Origin of the sequence: Empedobacter sp. GD03739 (genome assembly GCF_029843245.1) — a bacterium.
Classification (GTDB): Bacteria; Bacteroidota; Bacteroidia; order Flavobacteriales; family Weeksellaceae; genus Empedobacter; species Empedobacter falsenii_B.
Window position 1 is genome coordinate 13,277 of sequence record NZ_JAOCHX010000004.1, and the last position, 16,430, is coordinate 29,706.

General features: G+C 30.9%; 15 protein-coding genes. 9 read left to right on the forward strand and 6 right to left on the reverse strand.

Features of this window, described 5'->3' with window-relative positions:
- Positions 1-8 precede the first annotated feature (8 nt).
- Together N5E64_RS02350 and N5E64_RS02355 are read right to left on the reverse strand one after the other, a co-directional pair.
- Positions 9-611: a hypothetical protein gene (locus N5E64_RS02350; RefSeq protein ID WP_125348793.1), complete on the reverse strand. Its 603-nt coding sequence runs from the start codon at positions 609-611 to the stop codon at positions 9-11.
- Positions 612-615: 4 nt separating this feature from the next.
- Positions 616-1,839, reverse strand: a complete 1,224-nt coding sequence (locus N5E64_RS02355) for a DUF1343 domain-containing protein (protein WP_280035545.1) — start codon at positions 1,837-1,839, stop codon at positions 616-618.
- A 74-nt stretch (positions 1,840-1,913) separates the two neighbouring features.
- On the opposite strand from N5E64_RS02355, the gene N5E64_RS02360 reads away from it, so the two are divergent.
- From N5E64_RS02360 to N5E64_RS02375, 4 genes are all read left to right on the forward strand, one after another.
- On the forward strand, positions 1,914-3,143 hold the full coding sequence (locus N5E64_RS02360) for an ABC transporter permease (RefSeq protein WP_280035547.1): 1,230 nt from the start codon (positions 1,914-1,916) through the stop codon (positions 3,141-3,143).
- 33 nt (positions 3,144-3,176) lie between these two features.
- Positions 3,177-4,538: a pyridoxal-phosphate dependent enzyme gene (locus N5E64_RS02365; protein ID WP_280035549.1), complete on the forward strand. Its 1,362-nt coding sequence runs from the start codon at positions 3,177-3,179 to the stop codon at positions 4,536-4,538.
- 30 nt (positions 4,539-4,568) lie between these two features.
- Positions 4,569-5,297: an LPS export ABC transporter ATP-binding protein gene (gene lptB, locus N5E64_RS02370; protein WP_125348857.1), complete on the forward strand. Its 729-nt coding sequence runs from the start codon at positions 4,569-4,571 to the stop codon at positions 5,295-5,297.
- Positions 5,298-5,458: 161 nt separating this feature from the next.
- Complete coding sequence (locus N5E64_RS02375; RefSeq protein ID WP_038334520.1) at positions 5,459-6,238, forward strand: polysaccharide deacetylase family protein; 780 nt, start codon at positions 5,459-5,461, stop codon at positions 6,236-6,238.
- A 31-nt stretch (positions 6,239-6,269) separates the two neighbouring features.
- Here the strand turns inward: N5E64_RS02375 and N5E64_RS02380 are convergent, their stop codons facing one another.
- The 3 genes from N5E64_RS02380 to N5E64_RS02390 all read right to left on the reverse strand — a co-directional run bounded on the left by N5E64_RS02380 (position 6,270) and on the right by N5E64_RS02390 (position 7,417).
- Positions 6,270-6,509, reverse strand: a complete 240-nt coding sequence (locus tag N5E64_RS02380) for a hypothetical protein (protein WP_038334521.1) — start codon at positions 6,507-6,509, stop codon at positions 6,270-6,272.
- 127 nt (positions 6,510-6,636) lie between these two features.
- A complete protein-coding gene (locus tag N5E64_RS02385) occupies positions 6,637-7,155 on the reverse strand; it encodes a nucleoside 2-deoxyribosyltransferase domain-containing protein (protein ID WP_115001357.1) in 519 nt (172 codons plus the stop codon).
- 127 nt (positions 7,156-7,282) lie between these two features.
- A complete protein-coding gene (locus N5E64_RS02390; protein ID WP_084106891.1) occupies positions 7,283-7,417 on the reverse strand; it encodes a 30S ribosomal protein THX in 135 nt (44 codons plus the stop codon).
- 153 nt (positions 7,418-7,570) lie between these two features.
- On the opposite strand from N5E64_RS02390, the gene N5E64_RS02395 reads away from it, so the two are divergent.
- From N5E64_RS02395 to N5E64_RS02405, 3 genes are all read left to right on the forward strand, one after another.
- Positions 7,571-7,726, forward strand: a complete 156-nt coding sequence (locus N5E64_RS02395; RefSeq protein WP_162835350.1) for a hypothetical protein — start codon at positions 7,571-7,573, stop codon at positions 7,724-7,726.
- A gap of 2 nt (positions 7,727-7,728) precedes the next feature.
- Positions 7,729-8,934, forward strand: coding sequence for an exonuclease subunit SbcD (locus N5E64_RS02400; protein ID WP_038334675.1), 1,206 nt, complete (start codon positions 7,729-7,731; stop codon positions 8,932-8,934).
- A 305-nt stretch (positions 8,935-9,239) separates the two neighbouring features.
- Positions 9,240-12,281 (forward strand): SMC family ATPase, encoded by a 3,042-nt coding sequence (locus N5E64_RS02405; RefSeq protein ID WP_280035555.1) that lies wholly within the window; start codon positions 9,240-9,242, stop codon positions 12,279-12,281.
- Between the two features lie 74 nt (positions 12,282-12,355).
- Here the strand turns inward: N5E64_RS02405 and N5E64_RS02410 are convergent, their stop codons facing one another.
- The gene (locus tag N5E64_RS02410) at positions 12,356-13,435 is read right to left on the reverse strand and encodes a TerC family protein (RefSeq protein ID WP_280035556.1); all 1,080 of its coding nucleotides are present in this window, start codon (positions 13,433-13,435) and stop codon (positions 12,356-12,358) included.
- A gap of 111 nt (positions 13,436-13,546) precedes the next feature.
- Here N5E64_RS02410 and N5E64_RS02415 point away from each other — a divergent pair, with 111 nt between their 5' ends.
- Together N5E64_RS02415 and N5E64_RS02420 are read left to right on the forward strand one after the other, a co-directional pair.
- Positions 13,547-15,295, forward strand: coding sequence for a glycoside hydrolase family 3 protein (locus N5E64_RS02415; protein ID WP_260391930.1), 1,749 nt, complete (start codon positions 13,547-13,549; stop codon positions 15,293-15,295).
- Positions 15,296-15,297: 2 nt separating this feature from the next.
- The gene (locus N5E64_RS02420; RefSeq protein ID WP_125348799.1) at positions 15,298-16,428 is read left to right on the forward strand and encodes a serine hydrolase; all 1,131 of its coding nucleotides are present in this window, start codon (positions 15,298-15,300) and stop codon (positions 16,426-16,428) included.
- Positions 16,429-16,430 lie beyond the last annotated feature (2 nt).

The window sequence follows — 16,430 nt, forward strand, 5'->3', positions numbered from 1 at the left end:
TTTTTTTATTATTTTAATTCTCTATACTTAAAATCTTTTCCAAAAAAGTAATTCCATATCAAGCTAATAAGAATCAAATTTGCTATTCCACGAATTGTTATAAATATCCCGAAATTACCAAAACGTTTGTATTTAATATGTGATAATTCTTCTTGATGATTAACTATATATTCGTATAAATAATAATCAAAAACTAACATCGAAAGGCTAAAAAGAGCTAAAATAACATAATGAAAGCGTATTATGTCTTTAATTTTTTTTAGATTTTTATAGAATAATACAGCTCCAATAAAAGAAAAAAATACGCTTGAATGAAAAACAATTTCAGTTTTAGTATGAAGTTTTGGAACTTCATTATTCTCCTCAATGTCTTCAACTAAATTTGGTTCGAAAGAATTTTTCTTTTTTTCTTTTTCATGATAAATAATTTTAGATGAAATTAAATTTTTAATTCGAGTTGTTTCAATTTCAGAAAACTGAACATTTCGTTCATTTTTTAAAATTTCGAAAGCCATTTCTATTGCTTCAGGAACAAATCTAGAATCATCTTTGATATAAGAATTTAATTCATTTGTAGACAGTTTTTGAAGAACGCTTCTTTTAACTTGCATTAATTTAATTATAAATCAAATATTTTGCTCTTATCTTCTTGAAAGCTTCTAAATCTTTTTGCCAAGTTGCTTTTATTTCTTCTTCTGATAAACCTGCTTCTATTTGTTTGCGCAATTCATCAGTTCCAGAAAGTTGATCAATCCACAATTTTTTACCATTCATCGTCCAAAAAGGTTGCTTCGTATTGTTTTTATACGCATTGATTAACCATTTCAAATTGATGGAAGATTGATACGGAACATCCGATAAATCCTCGCCATAACAAACATCATCTTTGAATTTTGGACTTGTTGCACCAGGTTTTGAAGTTGGCGTATATTGATAAGGCATATTTTTTAGGAATGGTGAACCATAAACCTGAAACTGAATATCTGTTCCACGACCTTCGTTAACGTTTGTCCCTTCAAACAAACAGGTACTTGGATATAAATTAATCGCGTGAGCATTTGGTAAATTTGGCGATGGTTTTACAGGTAAATTATACTTGGATTGATGCGTATAATTGATCAATGGAATAATTTCCAAATCTGCTTTTACACCATTTGCTAGCCAACCTTCACCGTTTATCATTTGTGCATATTCGCCAATCGTCATTCCATAAACAATCGGAACATTGTGCATTCCAACAAATGATTTGTACTCGTTTTTCATTACAGGTCCGTCCACATAATGTCCGTTCGGATTTGGTCTATCCAATACAATTACTTTCTTACCATTTTCAGCCGCAGCCTCCAAAACATAATGCAAAGTAGAAATGTAAGTGTAAAAACGCGCACCAACATCTTGCATATCAAAAACCAAAACATCTACATCAGCAATCTGATTTGCTTTTGGTTTTTTATTATCACCATAAAGCGAAATAATTGGCAAGTTAGTTTTAACATCAACACCAGATTTTACCTTAGCGCCAGCATCAGCATCTCCACGAAAACCGTGTTCTGGGGAATAAAGTTTAACCACATTGATGTTATTTTTTAATAACAAATCAACTGTATGCATCGTAGTTCCATTAATGGTTACAATTCCTGTTTGATTAGAAATTAATCCAACTTTTTTACCTTTTAATTTCGAAAGATAGTTAGCTGTATTTTCTGCTCCAACAAGAATAGTTGAATGATTTTCTATCGTTTTTGATGTATTATTTTGAGCTAAAATTGGAGTAGAAAAGCCGAAAAAAATAACTGAACTAAGTAAACCAATTGATGTATATTTGACAAAGTTTTTCATTTCGTTTTGAATCATTTGAATTTAGACGAATTTAAAGCCTAAAGTTAGTTTTAATCTTATAAAAAATATATAATTTGAGTTTTTCTTGGTGGTTTTCAAAAAAAATTGCGCTTGGTAAAAATACTAAAAATAACTTATCGAGTATTATTATTCGAGTAGGTCAAATTGCGGTAGCATTAGGGTTGATTGTTTCTTTGGTGACGATTTCGACTGGTGTTGGAGCAAGAATGGCAATAAAAGAAAAATTGGCCGATTTTAATGGTCATATTACGATTAGAAACTACAATAGTAATACGTCATTAAATTCTGATTCATTATCACTTCATCAAGCTTTTTATCCAAAGTTTAAATCGATTCCAGAAATAGAACATGTACAAGCAATTGCTAATAAAAGTGGTGTAATCCGAACGGATGAAAACTTTAGTGGTGTTGTGTTCAAAGGAGTTGGAACAGATTATGATTCGGTTCGTTTCGAGAAATTTATGGTAAAAGGACATTTTCCACGAATCAATAAAGATTCGATTATGGATGAGGTTTTATTATCGAAAAAGATTGCGGACGAAATGAAATTAGATGTGGATAGTTCGTTTGTGATGTATTTTATTCAAGAAGATACAAAGCCTATTTATCGTCGATTTACCATTTCTGGATTGTTCAAAACAGATATCAAAAATTTTGACGATCAAATTATGTTTGGTGATATCAAGCATGTACAACGTCTTAATCGTTGGGATTCGACAACTGTTGGTGGATTTGAATTATTTGTAAATGATGTCGAAAATATTGACCCAATTGCAAAGCGTGTGCAAGAAAATATTCCGTATAATTTATATGCAGAATCAGCAACAGCATCTTTTGCTCAGATCAACGATTGGATTTCAATTTTCGATAAAAATATTGTCATTATTCTTTTTATCATGCTTTTTGTGGTGTTAATTAATATGGTGATGGTTTTATTGATTTTAATTTTAGAACGCACACATTCAATCGGAATTTTAAAAGCATTTGGTGCAACAAATTGGCGAATCCGAAAATTATTCATCAATTACGCATTATTTATTATGCTGCCAGGATTAATTGCTGGAAATGCAATTGGACTTGGATTATTATTGATTCAGAAATATTTCGGAATTATCAAACTTCCGGCAGAAAACTATTATTTATCAACAGCTCCAGTTTATTTAGATTTTGGCACAATTGTTTTATTGAATGCAGGAGCGTTATTAGTTTGTGCAATTGTATTACTTTTGCCATCGTATATGATATCTAAAATTACACCTGCAAAAGCGATTAATTTTAGATAAAATTTAATGTTTTAATTTAAAAGTTAGAAAAAAATGAAATACGCAAACAATATATTAGAAACGATTGGGAATACACCTTTGGTTAAAATTAATAAGATTACAAAGGATTTGCCATGTACAGTTTTAGCAAAAGTTGAATATTTTAACCCTGGTCATTCTTGTAAAGATCGTATGGCATTGAAAATGGTCGAAGATGCCGAAAAAGATGGTCGTTTAGTTCCTGGAGGTACAATTATCGAAGGTACTTCTGGTAACACAGGAATGGGGTTAGCTTTGGCTGCTGTGATCAAAGGTTACAAATTAATTTGTGTGATTACAGACAAACAATCGAAAGAGAAAATGGATATTTTGCGCGCTGTTGGAGCAAAAGTTGTCGTTTGTCCTACAGATGTTGAGCCAGATGATCCACGTTCTTATTATTCAGTTTCGAAACGTTTGGCACAAGAAACGCCGAATGGTTGGTATGTCAATCAGTACGATAATCCATCGAATGCACAAGCGAATTATGAGCAAACTGGACCAGAAATTTGGGAACAGACAGAAGGAAAAGTAACGCATTTTATTGTTGGAGTAGGAACTGGAGGAACAATTTCAGGTGTTGGAAAATACTTGAAAGAAAAAAATCCTAACATTAAAATTTGGGGAGTTGATACGTATGGATCAGTTTTCAAAAAATATAAAGAAACTGGAATTTTCGATGAAAATGAAGTGTATTCTTATGTAACAGAAGGAATTGGTGAAGATATTTTACCTGAAAACGTAGATTTTGATATTATTGATGGATTTACAAAAGTGACTGATAAAGATGCAGCGGTTTATACGCGTCGTTTAGCTTTAGAGGAAGGTTTGTTTGTCGGAATGTCTTCGGGTTCTGCGATCAAAGGATTATTACAAATGAAAGACGAATTCGGACCAGATGATGTTGTAGTGGTTTTATTCCACGATTCAGGTTCTCGTTACGTAGGAAAAATCTTTAATGATGATTGGATGCGTGACAGAGGATATTTGGACGAAGAAATCAAAACGGCTGTGGATTTGATTAAAGAACATGTCGATAAACCTTTGGTAACGGTTCGTACAGAGGAATTGGCTTCTCATGCAATTGATCGTATGCGTCGTTTCAAAATTTCTCAAATTCCAGTAATGGATGTAAATGGAATTGTTGGTTCTTTGGATGAATCAGATTTGTTTCAAGCATTTTTAGAAGATAGAAATGTTGCTGAAAAACCTGTTCATGAAATTATGGGAAAACCTTATCCAGTTGTTAAAGCAGGAACATCTATTGAAGAAGTTTCGAAGTTAATTACAAAGGATAATCAAGCTGTTTTAATAGAATTAGAAAACGGAAAATATCATATCATCACAAAATATGATATTATTAACTCGATTAAATAACAAAAATCCTATCTTTGAAGCGATATGGGAATTGTATTAAAAGGTCAGAATTTAGTAAAAGATTACGGTAAAAAACACGTCGTAAAAAATGTGTCTTTTCAAGTAGAACAAGGAGAAATTATTGGATTATTAGGACCAAATGGTGCTGGTAAAACGACTTCTTTCTATATGATTGTTGGTTTAGTAAAGGCTACGCAAGGAAAAGTTTTTTTAGATAAACAAGATATCACAAACGATGCGATGTACAAACGCGCGCAAAAAGGTATTGGATATTTGGCGCAAGAAGCCTCTGTTTTTCGTAAACTTTCTGTAGAAGATAACATCAAATCTGTTTTACAATTCACGAAACATTCCAAAAAAGAACAACAAATGCGTACAGATGCTTTGATTGAAGAGTTTTCGTTAGAGCATGTTCGTAAAAATCGTGGAGATTTACTTTCTGGAGGTGAGCGTCGTCGTTGCGAAATTGCACGTTGTTTGGCAACAGAACCTAATTTTATCTTATTAGATGAGCCTTTTGCTGGAGTTGACCCAATTGCGGTTGAGGATATTCAGAAGATTGTACGTTCGTTAAAAGATAAAAATATCGGAATCTTAATTACCGATCATAATGTATCGCAAACGCTTGCAATTACCGATAAAACGTATATTATGTTCGAAGGTAAAATCTTGAAAGAAGGTTCGCCAGAAGAATTAGCAAATGATGAAGATGTTCGTCGCGTTTATTTAGGTGAAAACTTTATGTATCAGCAGATATAAATTACACTATAGTATTTTCTAAACCACTCAATTTTGAGTGGTTTTTTTGTTTTAAATCACTTCAAAATGATCTAAAATTAAGATTTGCTTAATTTTAAAAATTTCTCATTTTAGCAGTTACTTTTTCGATATATTTAAGTACTAAAACTTACTGATAAAGAATGCTAAAACTTAATTATTATTTTATTTGCTTAATTTCAATTTTTGTGTTGAATAGCTGTACACACGAAGAAGATGCGATAAAAGAACCAAAAAAATCTACAAATAGAGCAGGAGTGGTGCTTACGTTTGATGATGATTATGTGGACGAATGGTTCAATGCGAATATAAAATTGAAACAATACAATTGGAAAGGAACGTTCTATGTAACGCATTTTGATAAGCTTTCGGAGAGTCAAATACGTGAGTTAACTTATCTGCAACAAAACGGAAATGAGATTGCTGCGCATGGTTTAAATCACGTTCATACAACAAAGTATATAAAAGAATTTGGAGGAAAAGAATTTATTGATAAAGAAATCGCTCCAATGCTAACTTTGATGAAAAACAAAGGTCTTGATGTAACCGATTTTTCTTATCCTTATGGCGATCGAAGTGTAGAATCGGATCAATTACTTTTCAATCATTTTAAAACATTAAGAGGAACAACTTATGGAAACGAAGCGCCTAATTTTCAGAACTGTTATTATCAAAATAAACCGTTATTTTTTGGTTTAGGAATCGATAATAGTTACGCGCATTTTAGTGTACCTTATTTTATTTCGTTGTTGCAATACGCAAAGGATAACAATAAGATAGTCGTTTTTTATGCGCATAAAACAGTTGCAAAAGCAACTAATAATTATGAAACTGAATTTAAAACCTTAGAAGAGATTTGCAAGTTTGTAAAGAACAATGATATGAAGTTTTATACGGTTAATGACTTACAAAAATTGAAATAAAAAAATGCTCAAATTCTTGAGCATTTTTCGTTTATTCTATAAAAAGTAAATCTCCTTTTTGGTTAACAGCTTCTTTGAAATAAAGATAAACATCTTGTATATCAAAACGTCTAAAATTGATTGCATTAGAAATATTTTGTTCAGGAAGTTGATAAATCATTTCAAAATTTAACATGCTACCAAAACCAGAACTCTCGATTTTTTCGACCAAAATTCCTAAAGATTCTAATCGTTCAATCAACCGATTAATTTCCAAATCATTATGTTTCATAATCTCTAAAACTTACTATTAAAGCGGTCTCAAAGCTAAAACATAAATTTTTAAAATAAGATTTTGAGAAATAAAATTATATGTTAAACCTTTCATGTTTCAACTTAAATCTCTCTTTTTTAATTATTTATTTTAGATTATTTTTTAAATAATCTAACACATTTTCTATTGAATCAAATTGTTTTACACCATATTTTTCTGCTGTAATATCAACATTCCCTTTTCGCCAAAAACCATCTGGACAAATCACCAAAAGTTTTCCACTTTTTGCATACAATCCCATTTCCAACAAACTAATCGGACTTTTAGAATCTTTTCCAAAAAACATAATAATATAGTCTGCTTTTTCCAATGCATTCAATTCCCACTCCACTTGTTTGCGAAATTCGGGCTCTTCTTTCACAGGCTTCCAAGCAGTATTCCAATCATCACGACGAGGATTTAGCAGGATGACTTTTTCATTTTTCAGTTCTTTTGAAACTTTCGCTTGCCAATCTTCAGAATTTCCCATATCAATCGTTCCTCCTAAAAATATCTTTGTACGTTGATCATTTTTAGGAAGTTCATTCGGTGATTTTATTTCAAGAGATTGAGCAAAAATTGTAGTATTCAATAATAGAAATAAGGCAAATAAAATTGCTTTCATGTTATTTTTGTTTCGGCAAATATAATGAGGTTGTTGATTTTGTATTCAATGACTTTTGTTAGAATGTCTAAAAATTCAATAAAATAAAAAAGCTGAAAATCAATCGTGATTTTCAGCTTCAAAAAAATTACTTTTTAGCTTTTTTGGTTGGTTTTTCTTCAACCACATCTTCCTCATAATAATACTTATGTCTCAGACGTTTTACACCATAAGAGCCATTCACAATTTTTCCTCTTCTCGATTTTTTATCGCCTTTTCCCATTATAAATGTTTTAAAATTAATAAATTCGATTACTTTCTACCCAAGTTAATAATTTCAATTTAGTTAGACAAAAGTTTTACAATTCTTTATCATTTAATCTAACTTTGCGACATCATTTGGCGTGGAGAATAATTAATTTTAAACCAAATAGAAATGAGTAGAAATACAGACGCAAATAAAAAAGCGCACAAGAAAAAGTTAGATCAAAAGAAGCGTAAAGCGCAAGAAGCTGAGGCCGAACGAAAAGCTCGATTGAAAGCAATTAATCAGCAATTTAACGATAAAAATAAACCAGAAACGGAAGAATAATGATAAAAATTCTACATACAGCCGATTGGCATTTGGGTAAAAAATTAGATAGTTTTTCGCGATTAGAAGAACAAGTTTTAGTGATGAATGAAATTGTCGAAATTGCAGATCAACAACAAGTCGATTTGGTACTTATTGCGGGCGATTTATTTGATAATTTTAATCCAAGTGTAGAAGCTGTAGAATTATTTTATAAAACATTAAAAAGACTTTCGAATAACGGAAAACGTCCTGTTGTAGCGATTTCTGGTAATCACGATTCTCCAAGTTTGATTGATGCGCCAGATCCGTTGGCACGTGAATGTGGAATTATTTTGATTGGTTATCCAAATGCAAAAATTCAGGAATTTGAATTAAATGATTTCAAAATTTCGAAATCTGTAGAAGGAATGATTGAATTGAAATTAAATTCTTTCAATTTTCCGATTCGAATTATTCATACGCCTTATGCAAACGAAATCCGTCTGAAACAATATTTTGGAGAGAATAAAGAAGAAGCTTTGAATGAAGTTTTAGCGACAAATTGGAAAAATATTGCGAATGAATATTGTGACGAAAATGGAGTTAATTTGTTGATGGCGCATTTGTATATGAATCAAAAAGGTGCTGAAATCTTAGAAGAACCAGAAGGCGAAAAACCGATTAAAATTGGAAATGCAGATATGATTTTTTCCGAAGCTATTCCGCCTCAAATTCAATATACAGCGCTTGGACATTTGCATGGTTTTAAGAACATCGGAACGAAAGAAAAGCCTGTTGTGTACAGTTCTTCGCCTTTGTGTTATAGCTTTTCCGAAGCTGGTCAAACGAAATATGTTTCGATAATAGAAGCAGAACCAAATCAAACTATTTCTTATCATAAAGTTGAATTAAAGAACGGAAAACCACTTATTCGAAAAACTTTTGATGATATAAATGTGGCTGTAGAATGGTTAAATGAAAATCAAAATGCATTGGTTGAATTGACTTTAGAAAGTGATTCTTTTTTGAAAGTTGATGAACGAAAATTGATTTATCAATCACATGATGGAATTATTCATTTGATTCCGAAAGTTAAAAATCAAGAGATTGAAACAGTCGAATATAAGTTTGCAGATCAAACAAAAGATATGAAAGAATTGTTTGCAGATTATTTCAAATCGAAGAATGGAAATCAAGAACCAAACGACGAAATAAAGGATTTGTTTAACGAAATTTTGAATTCGTAATTTAACGAAATTGTCATTCCGACGTTAATTTAGCTATTTTAAGAGAAGACAAATAAAAGGTTGGAATAGAGAAAAGAAAGAATTGTTAATAAATAACTTTAATTCAGAATGGAAATTTTTGATTGATGAAATTGAATAAATACATTAGTGAAATTGTCATTCCGACGTTAGGAGGAATCTAAGATTCTTCATTTTGCTGAAGCTGCATTCAGAAAGACAAAATAATGTAACTATCATTGTGAGCTTGTTGAAGAATCAAAAACTTATTTTATCCTCAACCTAAATTTTAATTTAAAACTTTAAAAATGATTCCAGTAAAATTAACCATAGAAGGACTTTATTCGTATCAAGAACGTCAAACAATTGACTTTTCTGAATTAACAGAAGCAGGATTATTTGGAATTTTCGGGAATGTAGGTTCCGGAAAATCGTCAATTTTGGAAGCGATTATGTACGTTTTGTATGGCGAAACAGAACGTCTAAATTCCAAAGATAAGCGTGCTTACAATATGATGAATTTGAAATCGAATTTGGCATATATCGAGTTTGATTTCTATAATTTTGAACAAAAATTATTCAGAGCAACACGTGAATTTAAAAGAAATTCGAAACGTTTTGAAGATGTAAAATCGCCAATAGTTGTTTTTTATGAACAAAAAGACAATGAATGGATTCCGCTTAATCATTCGAAAGCAGAAGAAATAATTGGGTTGAGTTACGAAAATTTCAAACGAACAATTATTATTCCGCAAGGGCAATTCAAGGAATTTATTGAGTTGGGTGCAAAAGATCGAACACAAATGATGAAGGAAATTTTTGGACTTCATCGTTATGATTTACAAGATAAAGTTGCAGCTTTAAATTCTCAAAACTTAACGAATTTGAATCAACTAGAAGGGAAATTATCTGGATTTGAAGAAGTTTCGGAAGAAAAAATAAAAGAGCTTGAAGAAAATTTGATTGAGCAAACAAAAGTTACCAATCAAGTTCAAGAAGAATATAATCAAATGAATGAATCATTTCAACGTTTAAAAGCGTTGAAATCAGATTTTGAGACTTTAAAACAAAAGAAAATTGATTTTGAAAAAGTTTCAGTTCAGAAAAATGAAATGGATCAACGAAAACTTGAAATTGAGCGCTATGAATTGATTTTTAATGCGTTTTCTCAACTTTTAGAAAATCATAAAAAACTTTCAAATCAGATTGAAGAAAAGTCAATTTCAGTTGAAAATCAACAAAAACAACTGACTTTAATCGAGAATCAAATCAAAGAAATTTCGAACCAAATTGAAGCGATTAAAACTGATTATGAAACTTTACCAATAAAACGAAAAGAAGAAACAGATTTAGAATTAATAGTTCAAATTTTAACTTTTTCAGAGGAGATAGAAAAGTTAAAAGTAAGAACAGCAAAAGGTTTGAAAGAAGTTGAAGAGGTTCAGAAAAATGAACAGAAAATTGAAGCTTCAATCAAATTATCTGAAAAAGAAGTCAAAACTTTAGCTGAGTCAAAAATAGATGCGCAAACATTGATGGAGGTTGGAAATTGGTTTGTTCAGAATCAAAATTTGCAACAATCTATTCAGAAACAACAAACTAAAATAGATGAGCAAAAGCAACAAATTAATGTTTTCGAAGCTCAATTCAAAACAGATAATATTGAAATTTCAAGTTTTGAAAATTGGTTTAGTTCTGAATTTGAAAAGCTTGAATCAACTAAAAAATCAATTCAAAAACAGAAAAATGAATTAGAAGTTCAGCAAAAGTTGGCTCATTTTGCACATAATTTAAACGAAGGTGAATCTTGTCCGCTTTGTGGCGCTTTAGAGCATCCGAATATTGTTGAAATTGATGATATTTCCACGAAATTTGAAGTTGTAAATAATGAATTAAATCAAATTGATGAAAAGTTAAAATCGCTTCAGAAAAAACAAAATGAAGTTCAGAAAATGATTGATCAAAAACAGTTTATTGAAAAACAAATTGCACAAGAAAATCAAGTTTTGAATGATCTGAAAATTGAACAAGAAAATCATCTGAATTTGTTTGTTTGGAAAGATTTTGATTCGAAAAATGTTGAATTATTTGAAGAAAAAAAGAAAGCAGCTATTGCTTTGGACAAAACAATTTCGAATAAAAATAAAGAGATTGAAACTTTTCGTGAAACTTTAGAGAAAGAACGTGAATCTGTTGAAAAATATAAAAATGCTTTAGAAAAATTTAGATTAGAAGAAGCTGAAAAAGCTTCTCAAATCAAGCAAAATCAAGCAAATTTGAAAGTCTTGAAATTTGAAGATTTTCAAAATCAAACAACAGAAAATGTGCTTCAAAATTTGAATGATTTAAAGTTAAATAATACAAAAATTGAACAAGATTATATTCAATTTACAGACAGTTTAAATCAATTGAATCCAAAATTAGCTTCTCAAAAAACTTCAATTGAATTAGTTGAAAAACAACTTATTGAGTTAAAAGAAGAGTTGGCTATTAATCAAAATCAAATAGAAAAAGCATTAGAAAAATATCAAATACAAAACATTGAAGAGGTTCAATTTGTTTTAAATCAGAAATTTAATGTTTCTCAAATCAGAAAAGAGTTGGAAGATTTTCGAATTTTGTATGAAACGTTGAAAAATTTAATTCATGAATTAGAGCAAAAATTATCGGAAGTTTCTTTTGATGAAACGATTTATAAAATACAAGAAGAAAAATTGATTTTTGTGATAAATCAATTGAAAGAAGCTACTGAAGTTGTTACTAAAATAAAAACTGAAATTGAGCGATTGAATAAATCTTTTACAGAAAAGAAAGATTTGTTAATTGAATTGGAAAAGTTGAAAAAGCGAGCGGCTAATTTACAAACGATGCGAAATTTGTTTAATTCAGCAGGATTTGTGCAATATGTTTCGTCAATTTATTTGAAACAATTATGTGATAACGCAAATGTGAGATTTCATCGAATGACGAGAAATCAATTGAGTTTACAAATGAATGACAACAATGATTTTGAGATTATAGATTATTTGAACGAAGGTCGTTCACGTAGTGTGAAAACGCTTTCTGGAGGACAATCTTTCCAAGTTTCGTTGAGTTTGGCTTTGGCTTTGGCAGAAAGTGTGCAAACAAATGCGAAGTCGGAAAAGAACTTCTTCTTTATTGATGAAGGTTTTGGAACGCAAGACGCAGATGCGGTAAATATCGTGTTTGAAACGTTGATGAGTTTACAAAAAGAGAACCGAATTGTCGGAATTATTTCTCATGTTGACGAATTAAAAGATCGAATTCCAGCTGCGCTACAAATCACAAAAGATGAAGAAAAAGGTAGTTTGATAGAAGTTGTTTCGTAAGGTATAATGATTATAAAATAAACCCCAAGATTAATTCAATCTTGGGGTTTATTCATTATATGATGATAATAATCTTATTCCGTAACCTCTGATTTATTCGAAATTAACGACCAAATAATTGTTGTTAATAAAACTCCACCAATTATTGACAATGAGATAGTCGATTCAAAATGATAGAATGGCATAATAATCATTTTAATTCCGATAAAACTTAAAATAATCGCTAAGCCGTAATGTAGTTTATTGAATTTATCCATTGAATTTGCCAACAAGAAATACAACGATCGTAGTCCTAAAATTGCAAAAATATTAGATGAATATAGAATAAAAGGATCGTCTGGAGCAACAGCGAATATAGCGGGAATACTATCTACAGCGAAAACCAAATCAGTTACTTCAATTACCATTAAAGCGACGAAAAGTGGTGTTGCCATTTTAATTCCGTTTTGTACAGAAAAGAATTTATCTCCATCAAAATTTGGTGTAACTTTAAAGAATTTGTGTACCAATTTAACACCAAAATTTTGTGATAAATCTTGATTTTCATCATCATCACTTGATTTCCAAGATTTGATTCCGGCGACAATTAAGAAGAAACCAAACAGTGTTAAAACGACATTTGGACGGAAGAATTGTTTTGCTTCAAAATTTGCATGAGTTGCTTCATCACCAAGATTAAAGTGCCAATCTCCAATAGAAAAAGCTGGTAAATAAGTCATTTTAATTAATTCAACTCCTGCAAAAATAAAGATTGCTCTAAAAAGAAGAGCACCTAAAATTCCCCAAAAAAGGACTTTATGTTGATATTCTTTTGGAATTTTAAAGAATCCAAAAACGAGTATGAAGACGAATAAATTATCTACGGATAAGGCTTTTTCTATCCAATACGCCGCCTGGAATTGCGAAAATTTATTGATGGCAAATGCATGTCCATCTGCTTCTTTAAAAACGAAATAAATCACTCCACTAAAAATCATCGCCAAGGAAATCCAAACGATGGTCCAAGTAAGCGCTTCTTTGTTCGAAACCACGTGCGCATTTTTATTAAAAACACCTAAATCAAGTAGTAACATAATAATTACTGCAACCCCAAAAACAGTTATTAGTCCAGGATGATTCAACATGCTATCCTGTACAACACTGAAAATACTCATATAAATTTATTTAATTTGACAATTTACTATAAATTTACCAATCCTAACTTGATTGGCCTTTAAAAAATGTTTCTAAAAAAGAAAAAACAAGCAAAATTAATTTATTCCGGAATGAAAAGAGTAATCGCATACGTATTCTTAACAATTATTTTACCTATAGCTTCGAAAGCGCAACACGTTTCGCCATTGTACAAAGATTCTATTCAGATGAAATGGGTGAATGAGAAGTATAATTCAATGTCATTGGAAGAAAAAGTAGGTCAGTTATTTATCGTTGCAGCCTATACAAATAGAGATGTGGTGCATGAAAATGATATTCAAAAATTAATTGAAGAAGAACATATCGGAGGATTAATTTTTATGCAAGATCAAGCGGCTCATCAAATTGAGTTGACAAATAAATTTCAATCTATTTCTAAAATTCCATTGTTAATTGGAATGGATGCAGAATGGGGATTGGCAATGCGTTTGAAAGGAGTGGAGCGTTTTCCTTGGAATATGACGCTTGGTGCTCTACGCAATAATAAGTTGGTGTATCAAGTTGGAAAACAAATTGGTATACAAGCGAACAGAATGGGTGTTCAGTTTAATTTTTCACCTTCAGTTGATGTCAATGTTAATCCAAATAACCCAATTATCGGGAATCGTTCTTTTGGTTCAAATCCAGATCGAGTTGCAGAAAAAGGAATTGCTTATATGGATGGAATGCGTGCGCAAAACGTATTATCGTCTGCAAAACATTTTCCTGGACATGGAAATACAGATCAAGATTCGCACAAAGTTTTGCCGTTGATTCCAGATAATAAAGCAGATTTAGAGAAATATCACATTGCACCTTTCAAGAAAATGATTGATGAAGGTGTACAGTCAATTATGGTGGCGCATCTAAATGTTCCAGCTTTAGAACCAGATCCAAAAATACCTTCAACTTTATCTAAAAATATTATTACAGATTATTTGAAAGGAGAATTACAATTCAAAGGAATTGTGATTACAGATGCGTTGAATATGGATGGTGTAGCAAAAATGTTTCCTGCTGGTGATGTAGATTATAGAGCATTTGTAGCGGGAAATGATATTTTATTGTTTTCGCAAAATGTACACGTTGGGAAACAAAAAATTATTGATGCAATAAATAAAGGTCAGATTTCTGAAGCACGTTTAGAAGAAAGTGTGAAGAAAATTTTGATGGCAAAATATATTACAGGTTTAAATGAAATAAAAACTTTAAATTCTGCAAATGTTTTAGAAGATTTAAATTCTCCTGAAAATTTAGCGTTAACAACTAAAATTTTTGAGAAAGCTTCGACAGTTGTAAAGAATGAACACAAACTTTTACCAATTAAAAAATTGAATCAAAAAATAGCTTTTGTTCCCCTTGAACAAACAGATTATGATCAATTTTTGAGACATTTACAAAAATATACAAATGTTGAGTTGGTGAAGATTTCAAATCCAAATCAGATCAATTTATTGAATGATTATGATGTGATTATTTCGGGAGCGTTTTTATCGAATGAAACGGTTTACAAACCATATAAATTGTCAGATAACTCGAAAGCAATTTTGAAAGCATTACCAAAAGATAAAAAGAAAATCTTCTCATTATTCACAAGTCCTTATGGTTTGAAAGATCTTGATTTATCAAATTTAGATGCGGTTACAGTTCATTATCAAAATACAAAAGATGCGCAAGCAGCTGCTGCGCAAGTTATTTTTGGAGCAATTGATGCAGATGGAACATTTCCGGTAGATATCAATCAAAACTTGAAAGAAGGGCAAGGAATTGTAACAAAACACATCAAACGTTTAGGATTTACTGCACCTGAAAATGTGAATTTAGGAAAAAAAAACTCTTAGAAATAGATAAACTTGCCGAAGAAGCAATTGCAAATCATTACACGCCTGGAATGCAAATTTTAGTCGCAAAAGACGGGAAAATCGTGTATGATAAAAGCTTTGGAACTCAAGATAAAAATTCTTTAAAAAAAGTGAAGTGGACAGATTTATATGATGTCGCTTCTGTAACAAAGGTGACGGCGACGTTGCCTTTGTTGATGCTGGAGGTAAACGAAGGAAAATTAAACCTTGAGCAAACAATTGGAGAAATTGATAATGATGCAAAAAACTCGAACAAATCTTCCTTAAAAGTTCGTGAAGTATTAGCGCATCAAGCTGGTCTTAAGCCATGGATTGGTTTTTACAATGAAACTGTCAATGTAAAAAATGCGCGATTATATTTAGATTTCTATTCGAGAAAGCAAGATGAGGAACATCAGATAAAAGTTACAGATAACATTTATATTATCAACTCTATTAAAGATACGATTTACGAAGATATTTATAAATCATCTTTAGGCCGTAAATCATACGAATACTCAGACTTAGGCTATTATATTTTCAAGAAGAAATTAGAAAAGGATTTTGGGAAAGATTTGAATCAACTGACACAAGAAAAATTTTATCAATCATTGGGAATGTATCGCACAACTTTTAATCCAAAAGAAAAATTTAGTTTAGAAGATATTATTCCAACCGAATACGACAAAACCTATAGAAATCAATTGGTACATGGTTTTGTACACGATCAAGGAGCTGCGATGATGGGCGGAATTGCTGGTCATGCTGGTTTATTCTCTAACTCGATTGATTTGGCAAAATTGATGCAAATGTATTTGAATGGTGGAGAATATGGCGATGAGGTTTATTTGAAGCCAGAGATAGTTGCGGAATTTACAAAACAACAATTCAAAGGAAATCATCGTGGAGCTGGTTTTGATAAAATGCAACATATTTCTAAAGTTGGCCCATCTGTCGAAAGTTTTGGTCATACAGGTTTTACTGGATCTATGGTTTGGGCTGATCCTAAATATAATATAGTGTATATTTTTCTTTCGAATCGTGTCAATGAAACCGTCGAACCAAATTATCTTTCCATTAAAAAAGTGAGAGAAAATATTCGACAAGTAATTTATGAAGCAATTTTACCTTAAAT